The sequence below is a fragment of the Phytohabitans sp. LZ39 genome (assembly GCF_059359075.1).
Genome location: NZ_JCADBM010000011.1, coordinates 57,663 through 77,969, shown reverse-complemented (window position 1 = coordinate 77,969; position 20,307 = coordinate 57,663). Strand labels below are relative to the sequence as shown.

Annotated in this window: 17 protein-coding genes; 6 read left to right on the top strand and 11 right to left on the bottom strand. The window is 75.5% G+C overall.

From position 1 onward, the window contains the following. Positions 1-3: 3 nt before the first annotated feature. The gene (locus tag AC5L36_RS21710; RefSeq protein ID WP_441218376.1) at positions 4-2,799 is read right to left on the bottom strand and encodes an AfsR/SARP family transcriptional regulator; all 2,796 of its coding nucleotides are present in this window, start codon (positions 2,797-2,799) and stop codon (positions 4-6) included. A gap of 104 nt (positions 2,800-2,903) precedes the next feature. Continuing rightward, positions 2,904-3,110 carry a heavy-metal-associated domain-containing protein gene (locus AC5L36_RS21705; RefSeq protein WP_441218375.1) on the bottom strand — a complete coding sequence of 69 codons (207 nt, stop codon included), beginning with the start codon at positions 3,108-3,110 and terminating at the stop codon, positions 2,904-2,906. 384 nt (positions 3,111-3,494) lie between these two features. Between AC5L36_RS21705 and AC5L36_RS21700 the strand changes: the two genes are divergently transcribed. After that, positions 3,495-3,704, top strand: coding sequence for a hypothetical protein (locus AC5L36_RS21700; protein WP_441218373.1), 210 nt, complete (start codon positions 3,495-3,497; stop codon positions 3,702-3,704). Between the two features lie 9 nt (positions 3,705-3,713). Here AC5L36_RS21700 and AC5L36_RS21695 read toward each other — a convergent pair whose 3' ends face one another. After that, entirely contained in the window at positions 3,714-5,435 is a 1,722-nt protein-coding gene (locus tag AC5L36_RS21695) for a serine hydrolase domain-containing protein (protein WP_441218371.1), read from the bottom strand. An 87-nt stretch (positions 5,436-5,522) separates the two neighbouring features. Here AC5L36_RS21695 and AC5L36_RS21690 point away from each other — a divergent pair, with 87 nt between their 5' ends. Further along, positions 5,523-6,788, top strand: a complete 1,266-nt coding sequence (locus AC5L36_RS21690; protein ID WP_441218369.1) for an exo-beta-N-acetylmuramidase NamZ family protein — start codon at positions 5,523-5,525, stop codon at positions 6,786-6,788. On the opposite strand, the gene AC5L36_RS21685 is transcribed toward AC5L36_RS21690, so the two are convergent. The 3 genes from AC5L36_RS21685 to AC5L36_RS21675 are packed head-to-tail and all read right to left on the bottom strand — an operon-like array spanning position 6,776 to position 8,699. After that, a complete protein-coding gene (locus AC5L36_RS21685; RefSeq protein ID WP_441218769.1) occupies positions 6,776-7,132 on the bottom strand; it encodes a tetratricopeptide repeat protein in 357 nt (118 codons plus the stop codon). The two genes, AC5L36_RS21690 and AC5L36_RS21685, sit on opposite strands and share 13 nt — an antisense overlap. 48 nt (positions 7,133-7,180) lie before the next feature. Further along, positions 7,181-7,543: a VOC family protein gene (locus tag AC5L36_RS21680; RefSeq protein ID WP_441218367.1), complete on the bottom strand. Its 363-nt coding sequence runs from the start codon at positions 7,541-7,543 to the stop codon at positions 7,181-7,183. A 55-nt stretch (positions 7,544-7,598) separates the two neighbouring features. Continuing rightward, positions 7,599-8,699 carry a cellulose-binding domain-containing protein gene (locus tag AC5L36_RS21675; protein ID WP_441218365.1) on the bottom strand — a complete coding sequence of 367 codons (1,101 nt, stop codon included), beginning with the start codon at positions 8,697-8,699 and terminating at the stop codon, positions 7,599-7,601. Positions 8,700-8,879: 180 nt separating this feature from the next. On the opposite strand from AC5L36_RS21675, the gene AC5L36_RS21670 reads away from it, so the two are divergent. The 3 genes from AC5L36_RS21670 to chrA are packed head-to-tail and all read left to right on the top strand — an operon-like array spanning position 8,880 to position 14,448. Continuing rightward, on the top strand, positions 8,880-12,548 hold the full coding sequence (locus tag AC5L36_RS21670) for an SCO7613 C-terminal domain-containing membrane protein (RefSeq protein WP_441218363.1): 3,669 nt from the start codon (positions 8,880-8,882) through the stop codon (positions 12,546-12,548). Between the two features lie 38 nt (positions 12,549-12,586). Then, positions 12,587-13,300, top strand: a complete 714-nt coding sequence (locus AC5L36_RS21665) for an arsenate reductase/protein-tyrosine-phosphatase family protein (RefSeq protein ID WP_441218362.1) — start codon at positions 12,587-12,589, stop codon at positions 13,298-13,300. Next, positions 13,297-14,448 carry a chromate efflux transporter gene (chrA, locus tag AC5L36_RS21660; protein ID WP_441218360.1) on the top strand — a complete coding sequence of 384 codons (1,152 nt, stop codon included), beginning with the start codon at positions 13,297-13,299 and terminating at the stop codon, positions 14,446-14,448. The genes AC5L36_RS21665 and chrA overlap by 4 nt, the downstream gene beginning before the upstream one ends. Positions 14,449-14,642: 194 nt before the next feature. On the opposite strand, the gene AC5L36_RS21655 is transcribed toward chrA, so the two are convergent. From AC5L36_RS21655 to AC5L36_RS21635, 5 genes are read right to left on the bottom strand one after another with little or no spacing between them, the layout of a single operon-like run. Then, entirely contained in the window at positions 14,643-15,437 is a 795-nt protein-coding gene (locus AC5L36_RS21655) for a class I SAM-dependent methyltransferase (RefSeq protein WP_441218358.1), read from the bottom strand. Then, entirely contained in the window at positions 15,434-17,566 is a 2,133-nt protein-coding gene (locus AC5L36_RS21650) for a bifunctional polysaccharide deacetylase/glycosyltransferase family 2 protein (RefSeq protein ID WP_441218356.1), read from the bottom strand. Before AC5L36_RS21650 ends, AC5L36_RS21655 begins: the two co-directional genes overlap by 4 nt. A 1-nt stretch (position 17,567) precedes the next feature. Then, positions 17,568-17,942, bottom strand: a complete 375-nt coding sequence (locus tag AC5L36_RS21645; protein ID WP_441218354.1) for a hypothetical protein — start codon at positions 17,940-17,942, stop codon at positions 17,568-17,570. A 4-nt stretch (positions 17,943-17,946) separates the two neighbouring features. Next, positions 17,947-18,633, bottom strand: coding sequence for a hypothetical protein (locus tag AC5L36_RS21640; RefSeq protein ID WP_441218352.1), 687 nt, complete (start codon positions 18,631-18,633; stop codon positions 17,947-17,949). A 34-nt stretch (positions 18,634-18,667) separates the two neighbouring features. Continuing rightward, a complete protein-coding gene (locus AC5L36_RS21635; RefSeq protein ID WP_441218350.1) occupies positions 18,668-19,252 on the bottom strand; it encodes an RNA polymerase sigma factor in 585 nt (194 codons plus the stop codon). A gap of 265 nt (positions 19,253-19,517) precedes the next feature. Here AC5L36_RS21635 and AC5L36_RS21630 point away from each other — a divergent pair, with 265 nt between their 5' ends. After that, positions 19,518-20,189 (top strand): LPXTG cell wall anchor domain-containing protein, encoded by a 672-nt coding sequence (locus AC5L36_RS21630; RefSeq protein WP_441218348.1) that lies wholly within the window; start codon positions 19,518-19,520, stop codon positions 20,187-20,189. The last annotated feature ends 118 nt before the right edge of the window (positions 20,190-20,307 follow it).

Genomic DNA, 20,307 nt, shown 5'->3' with positions numbered 1-20,307 from the left:
GTATCAGCCGACGCCCAGCTTGGCGCGTACCGCGTTCGCGGCCGGCTCGCCCATGTCGTCGAGGATCGCGAGCGCGTCCCGCCACGAGGCGCGGGCGCCCGCGCGGTCGCCGATCGCGTCCTGGGTGTCGCCGATCCGGGCGAGCGTGTTGGCCTCGCCGCACCGGTGGCCGATCATGCGGCGCAGGTCGAGGGCGTGCCGGTACGCGGCCAGGGCCGGCCCGTGCTCGCCGAGCCGGTGCCGGATGTAGCCGAGGCTGTCCCAGGTGGCCGCCTCCGCCACCCAGTCGCCGGCCTCGCGGGCCAGCGCGGCCGCCCGCTCGCAGTGCGCCAGGGCCTGCCGCAGGTCGCCGACCTGGGCGTGGCACCAGCCGGCGGAGTTGAGCAGCCGGCCCAGCCCGGCCTTCGAACCGGCCGGCGCGTACAGCTCCATGGCCCGCTCGGCGTGCCGCAGGGCGGAGTGGTGGTCGCCCTGCCGTTCCAGCACGGTGGAGAGGCTCTGGTGGGTGCGCACCTGGCCGACCTGGTCGTTCAACCTGAGGTAGAGCTTGAGGGCTTGCCGGAGGTGGGCGTGCGCCTCGTCGTAGCGTTCCAGGCGGGTGTAGGTCAGCCCCAGGCAGCGGTGGGCCCGCGCCTCCTCGGCGTGGTCGCCCAGCCGGCCCGCCGCCGCGAGCGCGGTGCGCAGCGTGGCGACCCGGTCGTGCCAGCGGCCCTGCCAGTGCAGGAAGTCGGCCAGCGACCAGGCCAGCTGCCAGGCGTGCGCGTCGAAGCCGCCCTCGCCGGCCAGCCGCACCGCGCCGAGCAGCGCGGGCCGCTCGGCGTCCAGCCACGCGAGCGCGTCCTCGCGCTTGCCGAACGGCTCGGCCGTGACCCCGGGCGCCGGCGGCACGACCGCGATCGGGTCGCGCAGCGGTTCGATGAGCAGGGCGGCCGCGGCGGCGGTACCCAGGAAGTGGTCGAGGAGGCGGCGCAGCGCGGCCCGCCGGTCGGCCGCGGTGTCGTGGTCGTCGAGGAGCTCGGCCGCGTACGCGCGGAGCAGGTCGTGGAAGGAGTAGCGGCCGGGCGCGTGCTCGGTGAGCAGGTGGGCCCGGCACAGCTCGGCCAGGACCGGCCGCACGCTCGCGCCGGGGACGCCGGCGAGGCTGGCCGCGGCGAGCGCGCCGACCTCCCGCCCGGGATGGATGCTGAGCAGCCGGAAGAGCCGCTGCGCGGCGGGGCCGAGCCGGCAGTACGACCAGGAGAACACGGCCCGCGGGTCGGTGGCCGCGTCGGCGCTGGCCAGCGCGTCCAGGCAGGTGCGAAACTCGCCCAGCTCGGCGGCGAGCGCGGCGAGGCCGTGCCGCGGCGAGGTGGTGGCGCGGGCCGCCACGATCGCGAGGGCGAGCGGGAGGCCGGCGCAGATCGCGAGGATCCGCTCGGTCGCCTCCGGCTCGGCGGCCACCCGGTCCCGGCCCAGCCGGCCGGCGAGCAACTCGCGGGCCTCGCCGTCGGTGAGCACGTCGAGCGTTACCGGGTACGCCCCCTCGGCGACGAGGCCGGGCAGCTGGTGGCGGGTGGTGACTACGGCGACGCTGCCGGGCGCGCCGGGCAGCAGCGGGCGCACCTGCTCGGCGTCGGCGGCGTTGTCCAGCAGCACGAGCACCCGCTTGCCGGCGACCAGGCTGCGGTAGAGGCCGACCTGGGCCGGCAGGTCGGTGGGCACCGCGGTCGGCGGGGTGCCGAGCGCCTCCAGGAACCCGCGGACCGCCTCGACCGGCCGCAGCGCGTGCCCCGACGGCCCGAACCCGCACAGGTCGACGTACAGCTGCCCGTCCGGGAACTGGCCGGCCGTCCGATGTGCCCAGTGCACCGCGAGCGTGGTCTTGCCGACGCCACCGCCGCCGGAGATGACCGCGATCGCCGTCGCCTCGTCGGCGCGGCGCGCGACCGCGTCGAGGCCGGCGAGGCTGGTGGCGCGGCCGGAGAAGCCCCGGATCGCGGCGGGCAGCTGGCGCGGCACAGGTGCGCTCGCGACGCCCCGACCGGCCGGCCCGCGCAGCCCGGGGTCGCCGGCCAGGATCCGCCGGTGCAGGTCGCGCACGCCGGCGCCGGGCGCGACGCCCAGCTCGTCGGCGAGGGCGCGGTACAGCCGCCGGTACGCCTCCAGCGCGTCGGCCTGCCGCCCGGCGCGGTACAGGGCGGTCATGAGCTGCTCCCAGAACCGCTCGCGCAGCGGGTGCCGCGCGGTCAGCTCCCACAGCTGGCCGACCACCTCGCCCTCCGCGCCGGCGGCGAGGTCGAGGTCGATGCGGCGCTCCACGGCGGCCAGGTAGCGGTCGAGCAGCCGGGGCCCCTCCACCCGGTCGAGCCAGGCGGCGCGGATGCCGTCGAACGGCGCGCCCCGCCACAGCGCCAGCGCCGCCACCAGGCTGGCCCGCTCCCCGGCGTCGTCCGGCGCGGCGGCCGCGGCGTCCAGCAGTCCCTGGAACCGCAGGGCGTCCACCTGGTCGGCGACCAGCACGTAGCCGTCGGCGCGGGTGCGGATCGCGGCGGTGCCGAGCGTGCGGCGGAGCCGGGTGACGTACAGCTGCACGCTCCGGCGGGCGTGGTCGGGCTGCTCCTCACCCCACACCGCGGTGGCCAGCCGGTCCGGCGGGACCGCCCGCCCGGCCGACATCGCCAGCACCGCGAGCAGCGCCTGGAGGCGGCCGGTCGCCACCCGCACCAGCCGCCCGTCGAGTCGAACATCCAATGGGCCCAGCACACCGACGTGCAGCGTGACGCTCACGTCGGCGGGTCCCCGTACCCCCGTGGCACGCATGTCGTCCCCCTGGCTCCTCTGCCTGCGTTGGCTTTCCGGAGCGCCTGGCCACGACGTAACCAGGACGCGACTTCATCCCTGTTTCACGGGCGCTTCGCCGCTGGTCACGGCCTCAGCCGGAACCCGGCCTCCGCGACGGCGGCGCGGACAGCGTCGCGGTCCAGGGGCTGTTCGCTGGTCACCGTCGCGGTGCCGGCGGCCAGGTCGACGTGTACCTCCGTCACGCCCGGAACCCGCTCGAGCTCGGCGCCGACGGCGGCGGCGCAGTGAGGACAGACCATGCCCTCGACGGTGTATGTCGCGGTCGGCATCTCCCAGCACCTCCCTTGTCACTGTCAAGATACCGGTACGGGGTAGGGGTATGCAATGGGGACGGACGTGTGTCACAGGACACGAAGAGGCCGCAAACCGGACACGTGCCGTCCACCCCGCGCGGTTAGCTTCCGGGAACTGGGTTCCACAGGTGGGGGAGGGCCGCGGTATGGACGCGCTGGATCGCCGTCAGTTTCTGAAGATGGTCGGGGCACCCGCGGTCGACGCGGCGCTGCCGGCCGGCCTCGACAAGGCGCTCGCCATCCCGGCGCACAGCCGCACCGGCTCGATCGAGGACGTCGAGCACGTCAACGCGTCCAGGAGGCTTGGTCGTTTCCGTCCGCTGCCGCGGGGTACCAGAGCGCGGAGCGGAGGTGGTCGTGGTGGCGGCGGAGGACGAGCGGGACAGGTTTCCCGACGCGCCGGCGGATCGCGGGCAGGACACCGATCAGCCGGACGAGAGTGCCGACCGCGAGCCGATCGGGCCGCTGCCCGGAGTGGCCGGATCCGGCAACCCGAGCGGCGCGCGTGCCGGCGAGGACGGCAGCGTGATCCCCACCGGGCCGCCGGACCCCAGCGTCGGACCGGACTGATCGCGTCGGTCAGCGGCGGGCCTCGACCCAGCGGTCGAGGACGAGGCGGCTGGCGTCGGCGCCCTCGCCGGTGAAGAGCGGGGCGCCGCGGCCGAGGGCTAGGACGCGGTCGACGTACACGCCGCGGCCCTGGGAGTTGACGTCCGTCGTGTAGGTCCAGCGGACCGCGGTCGTGCCGTCGGGGATGGCGGCCGTCGCGCGCCACCAGGTGCGGCCGCCGTAGCCGGTGACCATGCCGTCGGCCGACCAGCGGTCACCGCCGCGGCGCAGGGTGAGCGGGAGCGGGGACCACTGTGTACCGTCCACTGTCGACTCGACGCGGACGGTGTCGACGCGGGGTTCCGTGTCGTACCACAGGTCGAAGGAGAGGGTGCCCGACGTGGCCGGCCGGCGCAGCGGCGCGGTCATCGTCGCGGTGGCCGCGTCGCCGGGGGTGGCGCGCCAGGCGGCGCGGGACGGGGGGCGCACCGGCGTCGCCTCGCCGAAGTCGCGGACGACCGCGCGCCGGGCCGGGTTGTTGCCGCCCCAGCCGCGGTCCGGGTGCACGCGGTTGCTGAGCAGGATCACGAACGAGTGCGAGAGCGGGTCGACCACGATGGACGTTCCGGTGAAGCCGGTGTGGCCGAAGGAGACCGGCGACGCGAGCGGGCCCATGTACCAGTGCTTGTTGAGCTCCAGGCCGAGGCCGCGGTCGCTCTCCGGGTAGGACGGCTCGAGGGCGGCGTTGTAGTTGACCAGCATGGCCCGCACAGTCGAGCCGCGCAGGACGCGCCGGCCCTTGTACTGGCCGCCGTTGAGCAGCATCTGGCAGAAGACGGCGAGGTCGGCCGCGGTGGAGAAGAGGCCGGCGTGGCCCGCGACGCCGCCGAGGCTCCAGGCGTTCTCGTCGTGCACCTCGCCCCACACCATGCCCCGGCCGGCGTACGGCTGGTACTCGGTCGCGGCGATGCGGGAGCGCAGCGACGCGGGCGGGTTGTAGGCGGTGTCGACCATGCTGAGCGGCCGGGTGATCTGGTCGCGGACCAGCACGTCGAGGGTGTGACCGGTCACCCGGTGCGCCAGCTCGCCGAGCGCGATGAGGCCGAGGTCGGAGTAGACGTACTGGCCGCCGGGCCGGGCGCCGGTGGCGAGCGGCGTGGCGACGGCGGCGGCCAGGCGGGCCTCGGGCGTGGGGTGGCTGCTCCACAGTGGAAGGAACGCGGGCAGCCCCGAGGTGTGGGTGAGCAGCATGCGAACGGTCACATCGGCCTTGCCGCCGGCCGCGAACTCCGGCAGGTAGCGGGCCACCGGCGCGTCGAGGTCGACCCGGCCGGCCTCGACCTGGCGCAGCACCACGACGGTCGTGAAGAGCTTGGAGATCGACGCGAGGTCGAAGATCGTGTCCTTGCGCATGGGGATGCGCTCCGCGGGCGGCAGCTCCTCGCCGACCCGGCCGGGCGGCGGGCCCACCGCCGTGTACCGCACCGCGTCGCCAACCGCGGCGTGCTGCACGATCACGCCGTCCTTCGCGGCGAGCACGACCGCCCCGGCGTACGTGGGCCAGTTCGGATGGTCGGGCGTCGGCACGAGGTAGGCGGCGGCGTCGGTGACCATCCGGGCGATCGGCGCCGCGTCGAGGCCGACCTGGGCCGGCGTGCCCCGGCGCAGCGTGTCGTGCGCGAAGTGGACGTCGCCGGGGGTCACGCTCGGAGCCAGGGTGGTGACGGACGCGAGCAGCAGCTCTTTCCACATGCGCCCCAGGATGGAACTAATTTTCGGACGATTCAAGTATTCAGGAGATTCTTGCCACCTATCGAGCGATGGGACTACGTTACGAGGATGCGACGCCGTCACGTTCTCGCGGGCTCGGTCGGCGCGGCCGGCGTGCTCGTCACCAGTTCACCCGCGGCGGCCGGTGATCGCCACCCGGTGCGCACCGGGCTCGACCGCCTCGTCGAGAGCCGCTGGGCCACGCTCGCCGGGCAGCGGGTCGGCGTGATCTCCAATCCCACCGGCGTCGACCGGCGCTACCGGCACCTCGTCGACCTCATGCACGCCAGCGGGCGGGTCGACATCGCCGGCGTGTTCGGGCCGGAGCACGGCTTTCGCGGCTCGGCGCAGGCCGGCGGCAGCGAGGGCACCGGCGTCGACGCGCGCACCGGCCTGACCGTCTACGACGCGTACGGGGCGAGCCAGGCCAAGTGGGAGCAGCTCTACGCCACCGCCGGCGTCGACACCGTGGTCTTCGACATCCAGGACGTGGGCGCCCGCTTCTACACGTACATCTGGACCCTCTACGACGCCATGGTCGCCGCCGCCCGCGCCGGGCTCCGCTTCGTGGTGCTCGACCGGCCCAACCCCGCCGGGGGTACGGCGTACGGGCCGATGATGACCGCCGGGTACACGTCGGGAGTCGGCAAGAAGGAGATCGTCCAGCAGCACGGCATGACGGTGGGTGAGCTGGCCCGCTTCTACAACGGCGAGTTCCTGCCCGCGGAGGCCGGCGCCCGGGTCGAGCTGGAGGTGGTCGCCTGCCGGGGCTGGCACGGCCGCCTCATGGCCGCCGACACCGACCTGCCGTGGGTGCTGCCCAGCCCCAACATGCCCACCCCGGACACCGCGCTGGTCTACCCGGGCACGTGCATGTTCGAGGGGGTGGCGTCCATTTCGGAGGGTCGCGGCACCACCCGCCCGTTCGAGCTGGTCGGCGGCCCCGAGCTCGACCACCACTGGGGCGACCGGCTCAACGCGCTGCGGCTGCCCGGCGTGGAGTTCCGCGAGGCGTACTTCACGCCCACGTTCAACAAGTTCACCGGTGTGCTCTGCGCCGGCGTCGAGGTGAAGGTCACCGACCGGCGCGCGTACGACCCGGTCCGCACCGGCGTGGCGATGCTCGCCGAGGCGAGGCGATACCCGTCGTTCGCGTGGCGGGCGGACGCGTGGGATCCGCAGCGGCCGTACTGGATCGACAAGCTCACCGGCTCGCCCCGGCTCCGCACGATGCTCGACGCCGGAGCGAGCGTCGACGAGGCGGTCGGCGCGTGGCGCGCGGAGCTGTCCGCGTTCACCGCGCGCCGCCGCCCCTACCTGCTCTACCCGCGCTGACGGGACACCCGGTCCACCGCGTCCCGGTACTCGGGGACCGGTGACATCGCGGCGGCCAGGCGCAGGTGCGGCAGCGCCTCGGCCGGCCGGCCCAGCCGCTCCAGGGTGCGCCCGAGCACGTGGTGGCTGTAGTGGTCGCTGGGGTCGCGCTCGACCAGCACGCTCAGCTCGTCGCGGGCCCGGTTGAGCTGGGCGGTGGCGAAGTAGGCGAGCGCGAGCTGGAGGCGCGCCTCGGCGTTCGCGGGCTCGGCCGACACGATGGGTGCGAGGATGCGCGCGGCGCTGGCCGGCTCTCCCATCCGCATGAACAGCAGGCCCCGCCGATACTCGTCGAACATGTTCACGAAGTGGGACAACGCCCCGGCGGCGGCGCCGTATTCCGCCGCCGCCACCTACCCGGGCGGCTCCCAGTAGGCCTCCACGCGGTGGCCGTCCGGGTCGAGGACCTTGACGGCCACGTACGCCGGCTCGTCGTAGCGCTCGAGGATCTCGACGCCGCCGGCCTCGAGGTGGACGAGCAGGGCGCGCACCCCGTCCGGAGCGGGCCAGCGGAATCCAAAGTGGAGGAACGCGGGCGAGGGCTCGACCTCGTCGACGGTGTGCAGCGCGAGGTCGAAGCCGGCGGCGTCGCGGACGATGACGGTGCCGTCGTCGTACACCTGGGCGGTCGCGGGATCGAACCCGAAGTAGGCCGCGTAGAAGCGCACGCTGCGCTCGGCGTCGCGGACCGGCAGCCCGAGATGGTTCAACCGCACCGCGCCAGGCTACTCCGGTGCCCGGCACGCGGGCACCGGAATAACCAAGGACCATTTAGGACAGGAAGCTGCCGTACGGGCCGTTCAGGATGTTGTTCTTCTGCGCCTGGCTGAAATGGGTGTTGGGGTAGTTGTAGAACGACGCGGACATCGGCGTGCCGTCGGTCGACGTGGAGTCGGGCAGGCCGAACGCGTGGCCCAGCTCGTGCACCATGCCGCCGTACCAGCGGTTCATGTTGCCGCCGATGCCGGCCGCGCCGTCGGCGTCGTGACCGCTGAGGATCACCCAGCCGCTGCCGCCACCGCCGCCGGAGCACGAGGCCTCGGCGCTGATCTCGCCGACGTTGATCCAGCGGCTGTCCGGCGCGCGCAGGTTGAGCTTGCGCATCAGCTCCTGCTGCATGTTGAAGACCACCCACCAGTAGCACTCGTTGCCGTTGGGGGTGTTCTCGTACCAGGAGCGCGGGTGGTCGCCGTCGACGACCTCGACGACCGGGTTGTTGAGCGTGAACGTCTTGCCCAGCTCCTGCCGGTAGTAGCGCTGCGCCTCGCGCATCACGTTGGCGATGCCGTCCGGGTAGCGCTGGTCGTACGCGACGTCGGTGGGCTTGAGCCAGTACACCCGGATCGTCTTCTCCGGCGGTGTGCTGCCCGGCGGCCGGGTCGTGGGCGCGGTGGTCGGCGGCCTCGTCGTCGGCCCGCCGGTGGTGGGGCCGGTGGTCGGCGTGGTGCTGCCGGTGCAGGTGGTGCCGTTCAGCGTGAAGCTGGTGGGCACCGGGTTGGTCGAGTTGTTCCACCCGCCGTTGAAACCGAACGAGGTGCTGCCGTTGGTGGCCAGGCTCCCGTTGTAGCTGGCGTTGACGGCGGTGACCGCGCTGCCGCTCTGCGTCACGGTGGCGTTCCAGGCCTGGGTCACGGTCTGACCGGCCGCGTACGACCACCGCAGCGTCCAGCCGGAGAGCGGGTCGCCGAGGTTCGTGACGCTGACGTTGGCGGTGAAGCCGCCCGCCCACTGCGAGGCGACCGTGTAGGCGACCCGGCAGCCGGTGGCGGCGAACGCGGTGGTCGCGGTGGCGACCGCGGCGCCGGCCGATCCGACGACGAGGGCGGCGAGGGCGGCGGTGAACAGCCTGGTGCGGGCTGGTCGTCGGTGCATGTGTCCTCCGGGGGGAATGGCCGGCGGATGCCCGCCGGCACGGCAGAGTGCCGTCACGTCCCGCCCGGTGACGCGAGGCGACCAGGGCCGATCTTCCCTCGGGATTAGATGGCTGTCAATCCGTAGGGCTTGAGTACGCGCACTCTGTGCCGAGTGGGGGCGGGTTGGCAGGATGCGGCTATGACGACGTACCCATGTCCGGTGTGCGGAGCGCCCGCGGACCTCACCGCGGGGTGCGGTGGCTGCGGCCGCGCGCCCGACCCGCGGGCCGCCGAGGTGGTGCGGCTCAACGCGGAGCTCGCCGCGCTCGCGCCCCGGGTCCAGGAGGCGCTGGACGCGTACACGGCGCTCGCGGGGGAGTTCCGCGCGCTCCGGGAGCGCCGGGACGGCCTGGCGATCGGGGTACGGCAGTCGAGGGTCGACGTGCGGGCCGGGACGGCGGCGCCGGCCGCGGTCCTCTCTCCCGCGCCGGCCGCGGTCTCCGCTACGGCGCCGACTCCGGTCCACGCTCCCGCGCCGGCCGTGCGGCCCGAGACGCGGCCGGTCACCGTGCAGAACCTGCTCTTCGTGCTCGGCGGCCTGCTCGTCGGCGCGGCGGCCGTGGTGTTCACCGGCGTGGCGTGGGCGACGTACGGGGCGGTCGGCCGCTCGGTCGCGCTCGGCGTGGTCACGCTCCTGGCGCTCGCCGTGCCGCCGCTCGCCGCGCGGCGCGGGCTGCGCGGCACGGGGGAGACGTTCGCGGCGATCGCGATGCTGCTGGTCGTGCTCGACGGGTACGGCGCCTGGTACGTCGACCTGTTCGGGCTCGGCGGGGTGCCCGGCGCCGGCTACGCGGCCGGCGTGTGCGCGGTCACCGCCGCGGTCGGCGTCGGGTACGGGCTGGCGACCTGCCTGGCCGCGCCCCGGTTCGCCGCGCTCGCGGCGATCCAGCCGGTGGCGCCGCTGCTCGCCGCCGAGTGGGAGGCGGGTGTGCGCGGCTGGTCCCTCGCCTTCACCGTGACGGCGGTCGCGAGCCTCGCGGTAGCCCGCCTGGCCGGCCGCGAGCTGCGGGTGGTGGCATGGGCGCTGTACGGGTGCGGACAGGTGCTCTCAGGGGTGTCCGCCCTCGTCGCGCTCCTCCAGCCGGGCCCGGTAGCCGTGCCGGCACTGGTCGGCGGGGCGGCGCTGCTGTCCGCCGCCGCGCTGGTCGCCGCCGGCCGGCTGGCCCGCTCCGCTCCACTGCGGACGGTCGCGGCGGCGGTGGCCGTGCTCGCGCTGGGCGGCGCGGTCGTCCGGCCGCTCGCGCAGCTGGCCCCGTCGGTGCTCCTGGTGGCCGCCGCGGCGACGGTGCTGGGGCTCGCGCTGGCCGCCCATCTCGCGCGGCGCCCGCTGACCTACCCGGACGCGCTCGGTGCCCGGATCGGTGCGGTGGTCGCGGTCGCCCTGCTGGCGCCGGTGGCCGCCGGCATGGCCGCGGCCAACGCGCTCGGCACCGTGGCGGCGTCGCTGCCGGCCTGGGAGGGCGGCTCCGGCACGGGCCCGCCGTTCGACTGGCAGGTGCCGGCCGCGGTCGCGCTCGCCACGGCGGCGCTCGCGCTCGCCGCGCCGGCCGGCTGGCGCCGGGGGATCGCGGTGGCGGGTGCGGCCGTGGCGCTGCTCGCGCTGCCGGTGCCGTGGTGGGCCCTGGTGCCATTGGAGCTGGCAGCCGCCGCGGTGCTCGCGCTCGGGCTGCTGCCGGCGAGGCCCGCCTCCCCGGCGGCGACCCCCGAGGCGGCGCTGGCGGCAAGGCCCGACGTGGCCCCCGCGGGGCGGCCTGATGTGGTCCCGGCGGCGCGGCCTGATGTGGCGCCGGCGGCCCGGCCCGACGTGGCCCCAGTGGGGCGGCCCGATGTGGCGCCGGCGGCGAGAGCCGCGGCGCGGCGCACGGACTGGCGGGTGGCCGCCGTCGCCGGTCCGGTGGCCGCGGTCCTTGCCGGCCACGCGATCCTGGTCAGCCTCATCCGGCCGTGGTCGGCCACCGCCGCGCTGGGCACACTCGTCGCGATCGGCGTCGCCGCGCTGGCGCTCGCCGAACGGACCGGCGCGCGCGTGCCGTCGCTCGGCAACCCGACCGGCGTGATCCCGCCGGCGTTCGGCGACCGGGCCGGCGTGATCCCGCCGGCGCCCGGCGCGCGCGGCCGGGCGAACGGGGTGGACATCGTGCGGCGGGTGGCCTTCGGGGTCGGGCTCGTGGCGTGGCCGGCGGCCGCGGCGTGCGGCGTCTTCGCGGGCGGTGCGGCGGAGCCCTGGCCCGCGCGGGCCGGTCTTGTCGCCGCCACGCTCCTGCTGCTGCCGGTCGCGGTGCTGGGTGGCCGGGCGGCCCGGCCCTACGCGGTCGCCGCCCTGGCGGTCGCCGTCACGGGAGCCGCGCTCTGGCCGGACCTGGCCGGCGCGGGCGACCCGACCGGGCTCTACCCGGCGCTCGGGCTGCTGGTGCTGGCCACCGCTTACCGTGCGGTCCGGCCCGCGGACGGCGGGTCCCGGGCCGGCGGCCGTGGCGCGGGTCGCGGCCCGACGAACGGCCGGGAGTCGCTGGTCGCCGCGGCCGTCCCGCATGGCCTCGTGCTGCTGGCCGTCCTCGTTCCACTGTCCTATGTGCTCTTCCTGGAGCCGTTCCGGTGGCTCGGCGACATCTGGAACGGTGCGCCGGCCGATGCCGATCCAGGGCTGCCGTCGGGCGGGCCGGCCGCCGTGCTGCTCCTCGCCGCCGCGCTGGCGCTGGTCGGGTGGCGTGCGGCGGCCGTGCTCGCCGGACTGGTCGGGGTCGTCGCGGTCGTCGCCGCCGCCGAAGCACCGTGGCCCGTGGTGCCTGGCGCGTCGCTCGCGCTGGGCACGGCCGTCGTCCTGGCGTTCACGCTCCGGCGTGGCGGCCGGTCGTACGGCGTACCCATCGGATGCCTGATGGCCGCGCCCGGACTGGCTGGCCTGCTGCCGACGGAGGCCGCGACGCTCTCCGGCCTGGGCTTCGTGGTGGTGGCCGCGGCGGTCGTGGGAGCGGCCGGCGCGACCGAGGCGGTGCGGACCGGGGGCTGGCTCGCGGCCGTGACCGCGGGTGGCGCGTTCGCGATCGCGGCGACGCTGGCGGGCGGGCAGCCCTTGGCGCGCGGCGCGTACCCGTTGCTCGGGGTGGCCGCGCTGGCGCTGGGCCTCGTCGTGCTGCCGCGGTTGCGGGGCCGAAGGATGGAACGTGTCGCGCTGGACGCTGCGGCGCACGCGTCGGCCGCCGTGGCGCTGGTGTTGACGATCGGGGAGGCGCGGCACGCGGCCGCCGTCTGCACGCTGTGGGCGGCCGCCGTCGCGGCGCGGGCCGTCGCGCCCGGGGAGACCGCCCGCCGCGCGCTGGCCCTGGTCTCCGGCGGGAGCGTGCTGCTGGCATGGTGGCTGCTGCTGACCGCGGAGTCGGTCGCGCTCACCGAGGCGTACACGCTGCCGGCCGCCGCCTTCGCGCTCGTCGCCGGGCACGTCGCGCTCCGCGCCCGGCCGGCGATCGGCAGCTGGGTCGGCTACGCGCCGGGGCTCGCCGTGGCGCTGCTGCCCAGCCTCGCCTCGATCCTCGTCGCGGACGGCCAGGGCGTGCGCCGCCTGCTGCTGGGGCTCGGCGCGCTGCTCGCCGTGCTGGCCGGCGCTTACGAGAAGCGGCAGGCGCCGCTCGTGGTCGGCGGGGGCACGCTTGTCGCGGTCGCGCTGCACGAGGTCCTCGTGTGGGACCTGCTGCCCCGCTGGGCCTACCTGGCGGTCGGCGGCCTCGTGCTGATCGCGGTCGCGATGACCTACGAGCGGCGCCTGCGCGACCTCCGCCGCCTGCGCGGCGCCATCGCCCGCATGACCTAGCAAGATCTATAAAACCAGCTTGACGTATCGTCTGGCCCATGGGTGAGCCGCCGATCTTCCTCGCGTTGGCGGGGCACCCGGTGCGGTGGCGGCTGCTGTCCGCCCTGGCCCGCGGCGACCGGCGGGTCGACGAGCTGACCGTGCTGGTGGGCGAGCCGCAGAGCCTCGTCTCCTACCATCTGGGGCGCCTGCGGGCCGCGGGCCTGGTGTCCGCGCGGCGCAGCGCCGCCGACGCCCGCGTCGCGTTCTACACCGCCGACCTGGCCCGGTGCGGCGCGTTGCTCTCCGCGGCGGGCGCCGCGCTGCACCCGGCGCTCGCGCTGGTCCCGCCGCCACCCGGCCACGGCGCGCCGCCGGGGGCGGTCCTTTTCCTGTGTACCGGCAACAGCGCGCGCTCGCAGATGGCCGAGGCGCTGCTCCAGCGGGCCCGGCCGGGGGTGCCCGTGTTCAGCGCCGGCAGCCACCCCAAGCCGGTCCACCCGGACGCGGTACGGGTGATGGCCGAGCGGGGGATCGACATGTCGGGGCGGCGGAGCAAGCATCTGGACGAGTTCGCCGGCAAGCGCTTCGGGCACGTGGTCACGCTGTGCGACAAGGTCCGTCTGGTGGCGCCCGACTTCCCGGGCGAGCCGGAGGTCGTGCACTGGAGCATCCCCGACCCGGCCCGCGAGGGCCTCCCGGGCTTCGCCCGCACGGCGGACGAGCTGACCGTCCGCATCCACTACCTGCTGCACCGCGTGGAGGCACGTTGAGCAAGGCCGTGGGGCTGGCCACCGTCCTCAAGGAGTGGGGGCGGATCGGGTGCATCGGGTTCGGCGGGCCGCCGGCGCACATCGCGCTCCTGCGGCAGCTCTGCGTCGAGCGGCGGAAGTGGCTGGACGACAAGGCGTTCGAGGACGCGGTGGCCGCCTGCAACCTGCTGCCCGGCCCGGCCTCGACCCAGCTGGCCATCTTCTGCGCCTGGCACGTGCGCGGCCGGCTCGGCGCGGTGGTGGGCGGGATCGCGTTCATCGGGCCGGGCCTGGCGGCGATCCTCGCCCTGTCGGCGCTGTTCCTGGCCGGCAAGCCACCACTGTGGGTGGCCGGCGCTGGAGCCGGCGCGGGTGCGGCGGTCGCGGCCGTGGCCGTCCACGCGGGCATCGGCCTGATCCCACCGAGCTGGCGACGCGCCGACGGCCGCGCGCGCTGGGTCGCCTACGCGGCGCTCGGGCTGGCCGGCGCGGCCCTGCTCGGCCCGTGGCTGGTGCTCCTGCTGCTGGCCTGCGGCGCGGCCGAGGTCGGCGTGCGGCAGGCCAGCCGGCGCACCGGCACGACCGCCGGCGCACACCTGACCCCGCTGCTGGCCGCGGCCGTGATCGGCGGCGGGGCGCTGCTGCCGCTGGCCTGGGTGGCGCTCAAGGTCGGCGCCCTGTCGTACGGCGGCGGCTTCGTCATCATCCCGCTCATGCAGTCGGACGCCGTGCACCGCTACGGCTGGATGACCGACGGCCAGTTTCTCAACGCCGTCGCGCTCGGCCAGATCACGCCCGGCCCGGTCGTGCACACGGTCGCCGCGGTCGGCTACGCCGCCGCCGGCGTCGGCGGCGGCCTGCTCGCGGCGGCGGTCGCGTTCAGCCCGTCGTTCGCGTTCATCCTGCTGGGCGCGCACCGCTTCGACCGGCTGCGCGGCAACCCGGGGGTACGCGCCTTCCTGGACGGTGCCGGCCCGGCCGCGATCGGCTCGATCCTCGGCTCGGCGATCCCGCTCACCCTGGCCCTCACCGAGCCCTGGCAGTACGCGGTCACGGTTGGCGCCGCCGTCCTGCTCCTCGCCGCCCGCCGCGGCGTGGTGACCACCCTGCTCTGCGCGGCGGCGGTCGGTGTCGTGGTCGCCCTCGCCGGCGGCCCACTCCCGACGTGACCGGGAACGCTTCGGACCAGGGTCGCCGCCGCGTCGAAGCCGCGGTTTCAAAATCGCACCGCGCGCGGCCGGCGACGACGGCCGCGGCAAGCGGGCCAAGCTCGCGCACAGCCTGTCACGCCAGCAGATCGTGGTACGTATCCGTCGCTGGAGGGACAGTTAGATACCACGATCGGTTGGCAGATGGGTGATGTCTAGGCGGCGGGCTTTACCGCCTTCGTCGCGAAGTAGCCGGACAGCCAGCCGGCCGTCGCGTCCGAGTGGTGCGGGGCTTCGGCGAAGCCGGTGATGGTGAAGCCGGCGGCGATCTGGCCGCCGATCTGCTCGGTGAGCGTGTGGCTGTACTCCAGCGGAGCCTCCGCGCCCCACAGCCGCTCGCGCTCGCCGGGCTCCAGGTGGGTGAGGTCGCTGTACGGCAGGCGGTGGCGGACGACGAGCTCGCCGCGGGTGTCCAGCGCGTGCGCGTCGAATAGGTAGACGTCCGGGTTGAGGAAGCCGGACAGCAGCGTGCCGCCGGGGCGCAGCACGCGGTGGCACTCGCGCCACACCGGCGCCAGCTCGGGGATGAAGAGGTTGGAGACCGGGTGGACGACAAGGTCGAACGAGGCGTCCGGGAACGCGCCGAGGTCGCGGGCGTCGCCGACCACCGTGCGCAGGTCGAGCCCCTCGCGCTCGGCGACCATCTCGTCCTGGGCGAGCTGGCGGGGCGAGTTGTCGAAGACGGTCACCCGGGCGCCGGCCGCGGCGAGCACCGGGCCCTGCTGCCCGCCGCCCGAAGCGAGGCAGAGCACGTCACACACGGCGATGTCCGGTGGGAACCAGGTGGGGTCCACCGGCTCGTACCCGATGATGACGATGGACCACTGGCCGGCCCGCGCCTTCGCGACGACCTCGGGTGACACGGGCCGCGACCATTCGTTGTCCTGCTCCACCTCGCGATCCCAGGCGCGGCGGTTGTGGGCGACGGGATCGGTGGGCGTGTCGGTCATGAGCGTGATCGTATCCGCACGGCATCCGGCTGCGCGACCGCTCCGATCCGGACCATGCGGTGCCACCGCAGGCGGTCGCCGACCAGTGCCATGACCGTCGACTGGATGACGACCAGGTACATCAGCTGGCGGTACACCACCTGCTGGAACGGCAGCGTCCACAGTGGTCCGTAGCGTTCCCGGTCCAGGCGCAGCGCGTACGCGGCGGTGGCCACCTGGAGCAGCGTGAACCCGGCCCACACGGCGGCCACCTTGGCCGGGGGGAGGAAGAGCAGGCCGTAGACGCCGTACACGTCGACCATGCAGGCGCACAGCGGCAGCGCGACCTGGAAGAGCAGCAGGTAGCCCAGGCCGCGCCGGCCCAGCCGCCCGGCCGCGCCCCGCTCGACGAGCGCCCGGCGGTGCTTCCACATCGCCTGCATCGTGCCGTAGCACCAGCGGTACCGCTGGCGCCACAGCTGCTTGAGGGAGGCGGGCGCCTCGGTCCAGGCGATCGCGTCCGGGGCGTACACCACGCGCCAGCCGGCCCGGATGAGCGCCATCGTGAAGTCGGTGTCCTCGGCGAGGGTCTGCCCGGACACGCCGCCGACGTCCACCACGGCCGCGCGGCGGAACGCCCCGATCGCGCCGGGCACGGTCGGCATGCAGCGCAGCACCTCGAACATCCGGCGGTCGAGGTTGAAGCCGATCACGTACTCCAGGTGCTGCCACCGGCCGAGCAGGCCGCGGCGGTTGGCCACCTTGGTGTTGCCGGAGACGGCGCCGACGTCCGGGTGGGACAGCGGCCGCACGAGGCGGCCGACGGCGTCCGGCGCGAAGACCGTGTCGCCGTCGACGAGCACCAGGATGTCGCCGCGCGCGTGCGCGATGCCGGTGTTGAGCGCGGCCGGCTTGCCGGCGTTGGCCTGGCGGACCACCCGGACGCCGCGCAGGCGCAGCCGCTCGACGATGTCCGCGGTGCCGTCGGTCGAGCCGTCGTCGACGACGATCACCTCCACCCACGGGTAGTCGCTGGCCACGAGCGACTTGACGGTGGCGGCGATGTTGGCCGACTCGTTGTACGCCGGGACGACCACCGACACCGGACCCAGGTAGCGCAGCGGCTCGCGGGCCCGGCGGCGTACCCGGCGCACGTGGACGCGGGCGCAGACCAACTGGACGGCGAGGCGTACCGCCGCGAGCACCACCGCGGCGACCATCAGCACGGTCAGCGCGCGGCTCAGCCACGCGCCGCCGGTCTGCGCCCAGCCCAGGGCGTGCCCGCGCATCCGCTGCCCGGTGGAGGCCTCGGCGGCCGGCGGGAGGGCGAGCGCTTCCGAGACGGTGGTGAAGCGGTACCCGCGCGCCTGGAGCTTCGGGATCAGCGCGTCGAGCGCGGCGACGGTCTGCGTGCGGTCGCCGCCGGAGTCGTGCATCATCACCACCGCGCCGCGGTCCTTGGCCGGCTGGGCCTTCGCCACGATCTCCGCGACGCCGGGGCGGCGCCAGTCCTCGGTGTCCAGGTCGGTGAGCACGGTGAGGTAGCCGGCGCCGCCGGCCTGCCGCATCGCGGCGAAGTCGGCCGCCGTCACCGCGGCCGGTTCGGACGAGTACGGCGGCCGGACCAGCACCGGCGCGCGGCCGGTCGCGGCGGCGATGGCGTTGCGGGTGAGGGTCAGCTCCAGCCCCCGGCGCCACGCCGGGGTGTCCGCGAGCCACGGGTGGCTGAACGTGTGCGCCCCGATCTCGTGCCCCTCGGCGACCACCCGGCGGGCCAGCTCGGGGTGGGCGTTGACCTGGGAGCCGATCTGGAAGAACGTGGCGTGCGCGCGGTGCTCGGCGAGCACGTCCAGGATCTTCGGCGTCCACTGTGGATCGGGGCCGTCGTCGAAGGTCAGCGCGATCGTCCGGCGCGGCATCGTGCGGCTGGTGACGGTGCCGTCCGGTGCGACGCGCAGGACCGGGCCGGCTCCGGTCACCTCCGCCGGTGCCGGGCCGCTGGCGTCGCCGGTCAGGTCGGGGCCGCTGCCCTCGGCGCCGGCGTGCGAGACGTACCCGTTGAAGGACAGGCCGGCCAGCAGCACCACCATGAAGAGCGCCAGCAGCACCCAGTGGGCGCGCGGCTCGCGCCGCCGTACGTGCCGGGACATCTCAGCTCGGCTTCGACGGTCTGTTGTTGCCGGGCGTGTGCGTCGGCACCCGGCGGTGGTTGGTCCGGCTCGGCGTCGGCGTGGGCGTGACCCGCGCGGTGGCGGTCGGCGGTGGCACGGTGGACGGCCGGTCGGCCGGCGCCGGGACGGTGGCCCGCGCGGGCGCGGGTGCCGGCCTCGTCGCGGCGGGGGAGCGCGGGGCCGTCGGCGCGCCACCCGCCGGCTGCGGCAACAGCGGCAGGTGGCCCGGCCCGGCGCCGGTGAAGCCCGCGACCAGCAACAGCGAGGCGAGCGCCAGCAGCAGACCGGCGGCCGCCCCGGCGACCCGGACGAGGCGGCGGCGCTGTCCGGTGCGGTCCACGAAGACCGGCTTCACCGGCCTACCCCTTCTTGGCCGGGCTCGGTGTCGGCTTGCCCGGTGCCTTCCCGCCGGGGTGGCTCGGCGTCGGCGGGTGCGTGCCCGGCCTCGCGAGCACCGTGGCGCAGAACGCCGGGATCCGGTTCTCGCCGCCGGCCGCCGCGGCCAGGTCGCGCATCGCCTCGGCCGCCATCGGCGCGCCGTTCGGGTTGCGGCGCTGGGCTTCCCACGCCTGGCAGAGCCCGTGGACGGTCGGCGCCGGCCGGGTCGGACTGACCGTCCTGCCGCGCTCGGCCGGCGGCGACGGGGCGGTGGGGGTGCCGCTCGGGCCGCGCTCGGGTGCCGGGCGGGTGCTCTCCGGCGGCGCGCCGGTCGCCGGGGTGCTGCGTTCCGTGACGGGACCTCCCGGCAGGTTTCCCGTCTCGGCGGCCACGGCGACGCCACCGGCGAGCATCGCGGCCAGCGCGGCCGCGGCCGCGAGCGGGCGCACCGCGCGGCGCCGGCGGGGCACGACCGTCGGCCGGGCCGCCGGACCGGCCTGCTCGAACGCGGCGACGGCGGCGCGGAGCCCGGCCAGCTCGCCCGGCCGCGGCGCGGCGGCAGCGGCCGTGAGCAGCCGGCTCAGGCCCGGGTGCGCCGCATCGCGCCCGGTGGTGAGCAGGCGCTCGGCGTCGTCCGGCCCGATCCGGGGCCCGCGTGGTGTACCCATGGCGTTGGAAAATGCGTCCCGGCCTCGCATCGCGTTACACCCCGTCCGTGTGACCCGGATCGCCCCGGCGCCGGCGTACCTCGTCGTGCTGGGCGAGGCGGCGCAGCCCGCGCATCGCGGCGATCCGCACCGCGCCCGGCCGCTTGCCCAGCACCTGCGCGGTCTGCGCCACGTCGAGCCCGGCCACGACCCGCAGCATCACGGCCTCGGCCTGGTCCTTGGGCAGCGTGGCGATCACCCGCAGCGCCCAGTCGACATCGGACCGTTCGAGCACCTCGTCGGCGACGTCCGGCCGGCTGCCGGGCAGGTCCCGCTCGGCCAGGTCGCGGGGTTCCTCCGGACGCCGGCGGGCGCGCCGGCGCTCGTCGATCGCGCGGTTGCGCGCGACCGTGAAAAGCCACACCCGGAACCCGGCCGGCGAGCCGGTGAAGCCGCGCAGGCCGCGGGCGGCCTGTAGCCAGGTCTCCGAGGCCACGTCCTCCGCGCTCTCGCCGACGATCACGCGCAGGTACCGCAGCAGGGGCGGCTGGTGCGCCCGCCACAGGACGGCGAACGCGGCGGGGTCTCCGCGCAGCGCGGCGTCGAGCGCCACGGCGAGTTCGTCGTCCTGGTCTTGCAAAAGCCCGGTCCCGTCGCATCATCGGAAGTGCCGACGGAGCAGGCTACAACGTCCCTGAGCAGGGCAGACACGGCCGTACTTGAGCCTGGTCGACGCAAGAACGGCGGAGCCGCGTTACCGGAAATCGGGCGTTCCCGCGAAGTCTGTCCGGACGTCGGCGGCGGGCGTCCCATCGCGCCGCGGTGTCGGTCCGATCGCGGGTCGCGCCGGCTGTCGCCGGTCTGCTGACATCGTCGCGACATTCATGCTCGGAGGGGATCTCGCGATGGGTACACGTTGGTGGGGGCGGCTGGCTGCGGTGGCCGGGACGGCGGCGGTGGTCGGACTGGCGGCGGCGTCACCCGCCTGGGCCGACACGACGGTCGACATCAACCCGGGCAACGTGCCCGCCACCGCCGAGGACCACGAAGACCACGGCTGTGACTTCGGCGGCGGCCCGTTCGCGGACAAGGACGTGTGGGTCTTCGTCCTGCCCGGAAACAAGGGCGAGTTCGTCTCGGTGACGGCCGTGTTCGGCGCGAACGGCTCGCTGACGATCCCGACCGACGGCGGCGCGATCGTGGACGACAAGGGCACCAGCAAGGCGTGGATCACCACGCCCGCCGGCTGGACGCTGACCGGTGCGACGGCCGTCATCAGCGGCACCGCGGACAAGTTCAACCTCACCCACACCTGCCCGGCCGGCGGCGGCAACGGCGGCGAAACGCCGACGCCCACGCCGTCCCAGTCGGAGTCGCCGAGCACGACGTCGCCGGCGACGCCGGGCGGCTCGGTGTCCGGCACGCCCGGCGCCGGTGCCGGCGGCGGCAGCCTCCCGGTCACCGGCGGCGCGGTGCTGGCGACGGCGGTGCTGGGTGTCGCGCTGGTGGCCGGTGGCGCGGCACTGCTCGCGCTGCGCCGGCGCAAGGAGGCGCACGTCTTCGACTCCGAGGTGTAGGGCTCGGGCGCCACCGGCCTTCCGCACCCGCGAAGGCCGGTGGCGCTGTCGGGTGACCTTCCACATGCGACACGCCGCCCGCTGACCTGGGACTCCGGCCCCGTAGACGTAAGCTCTG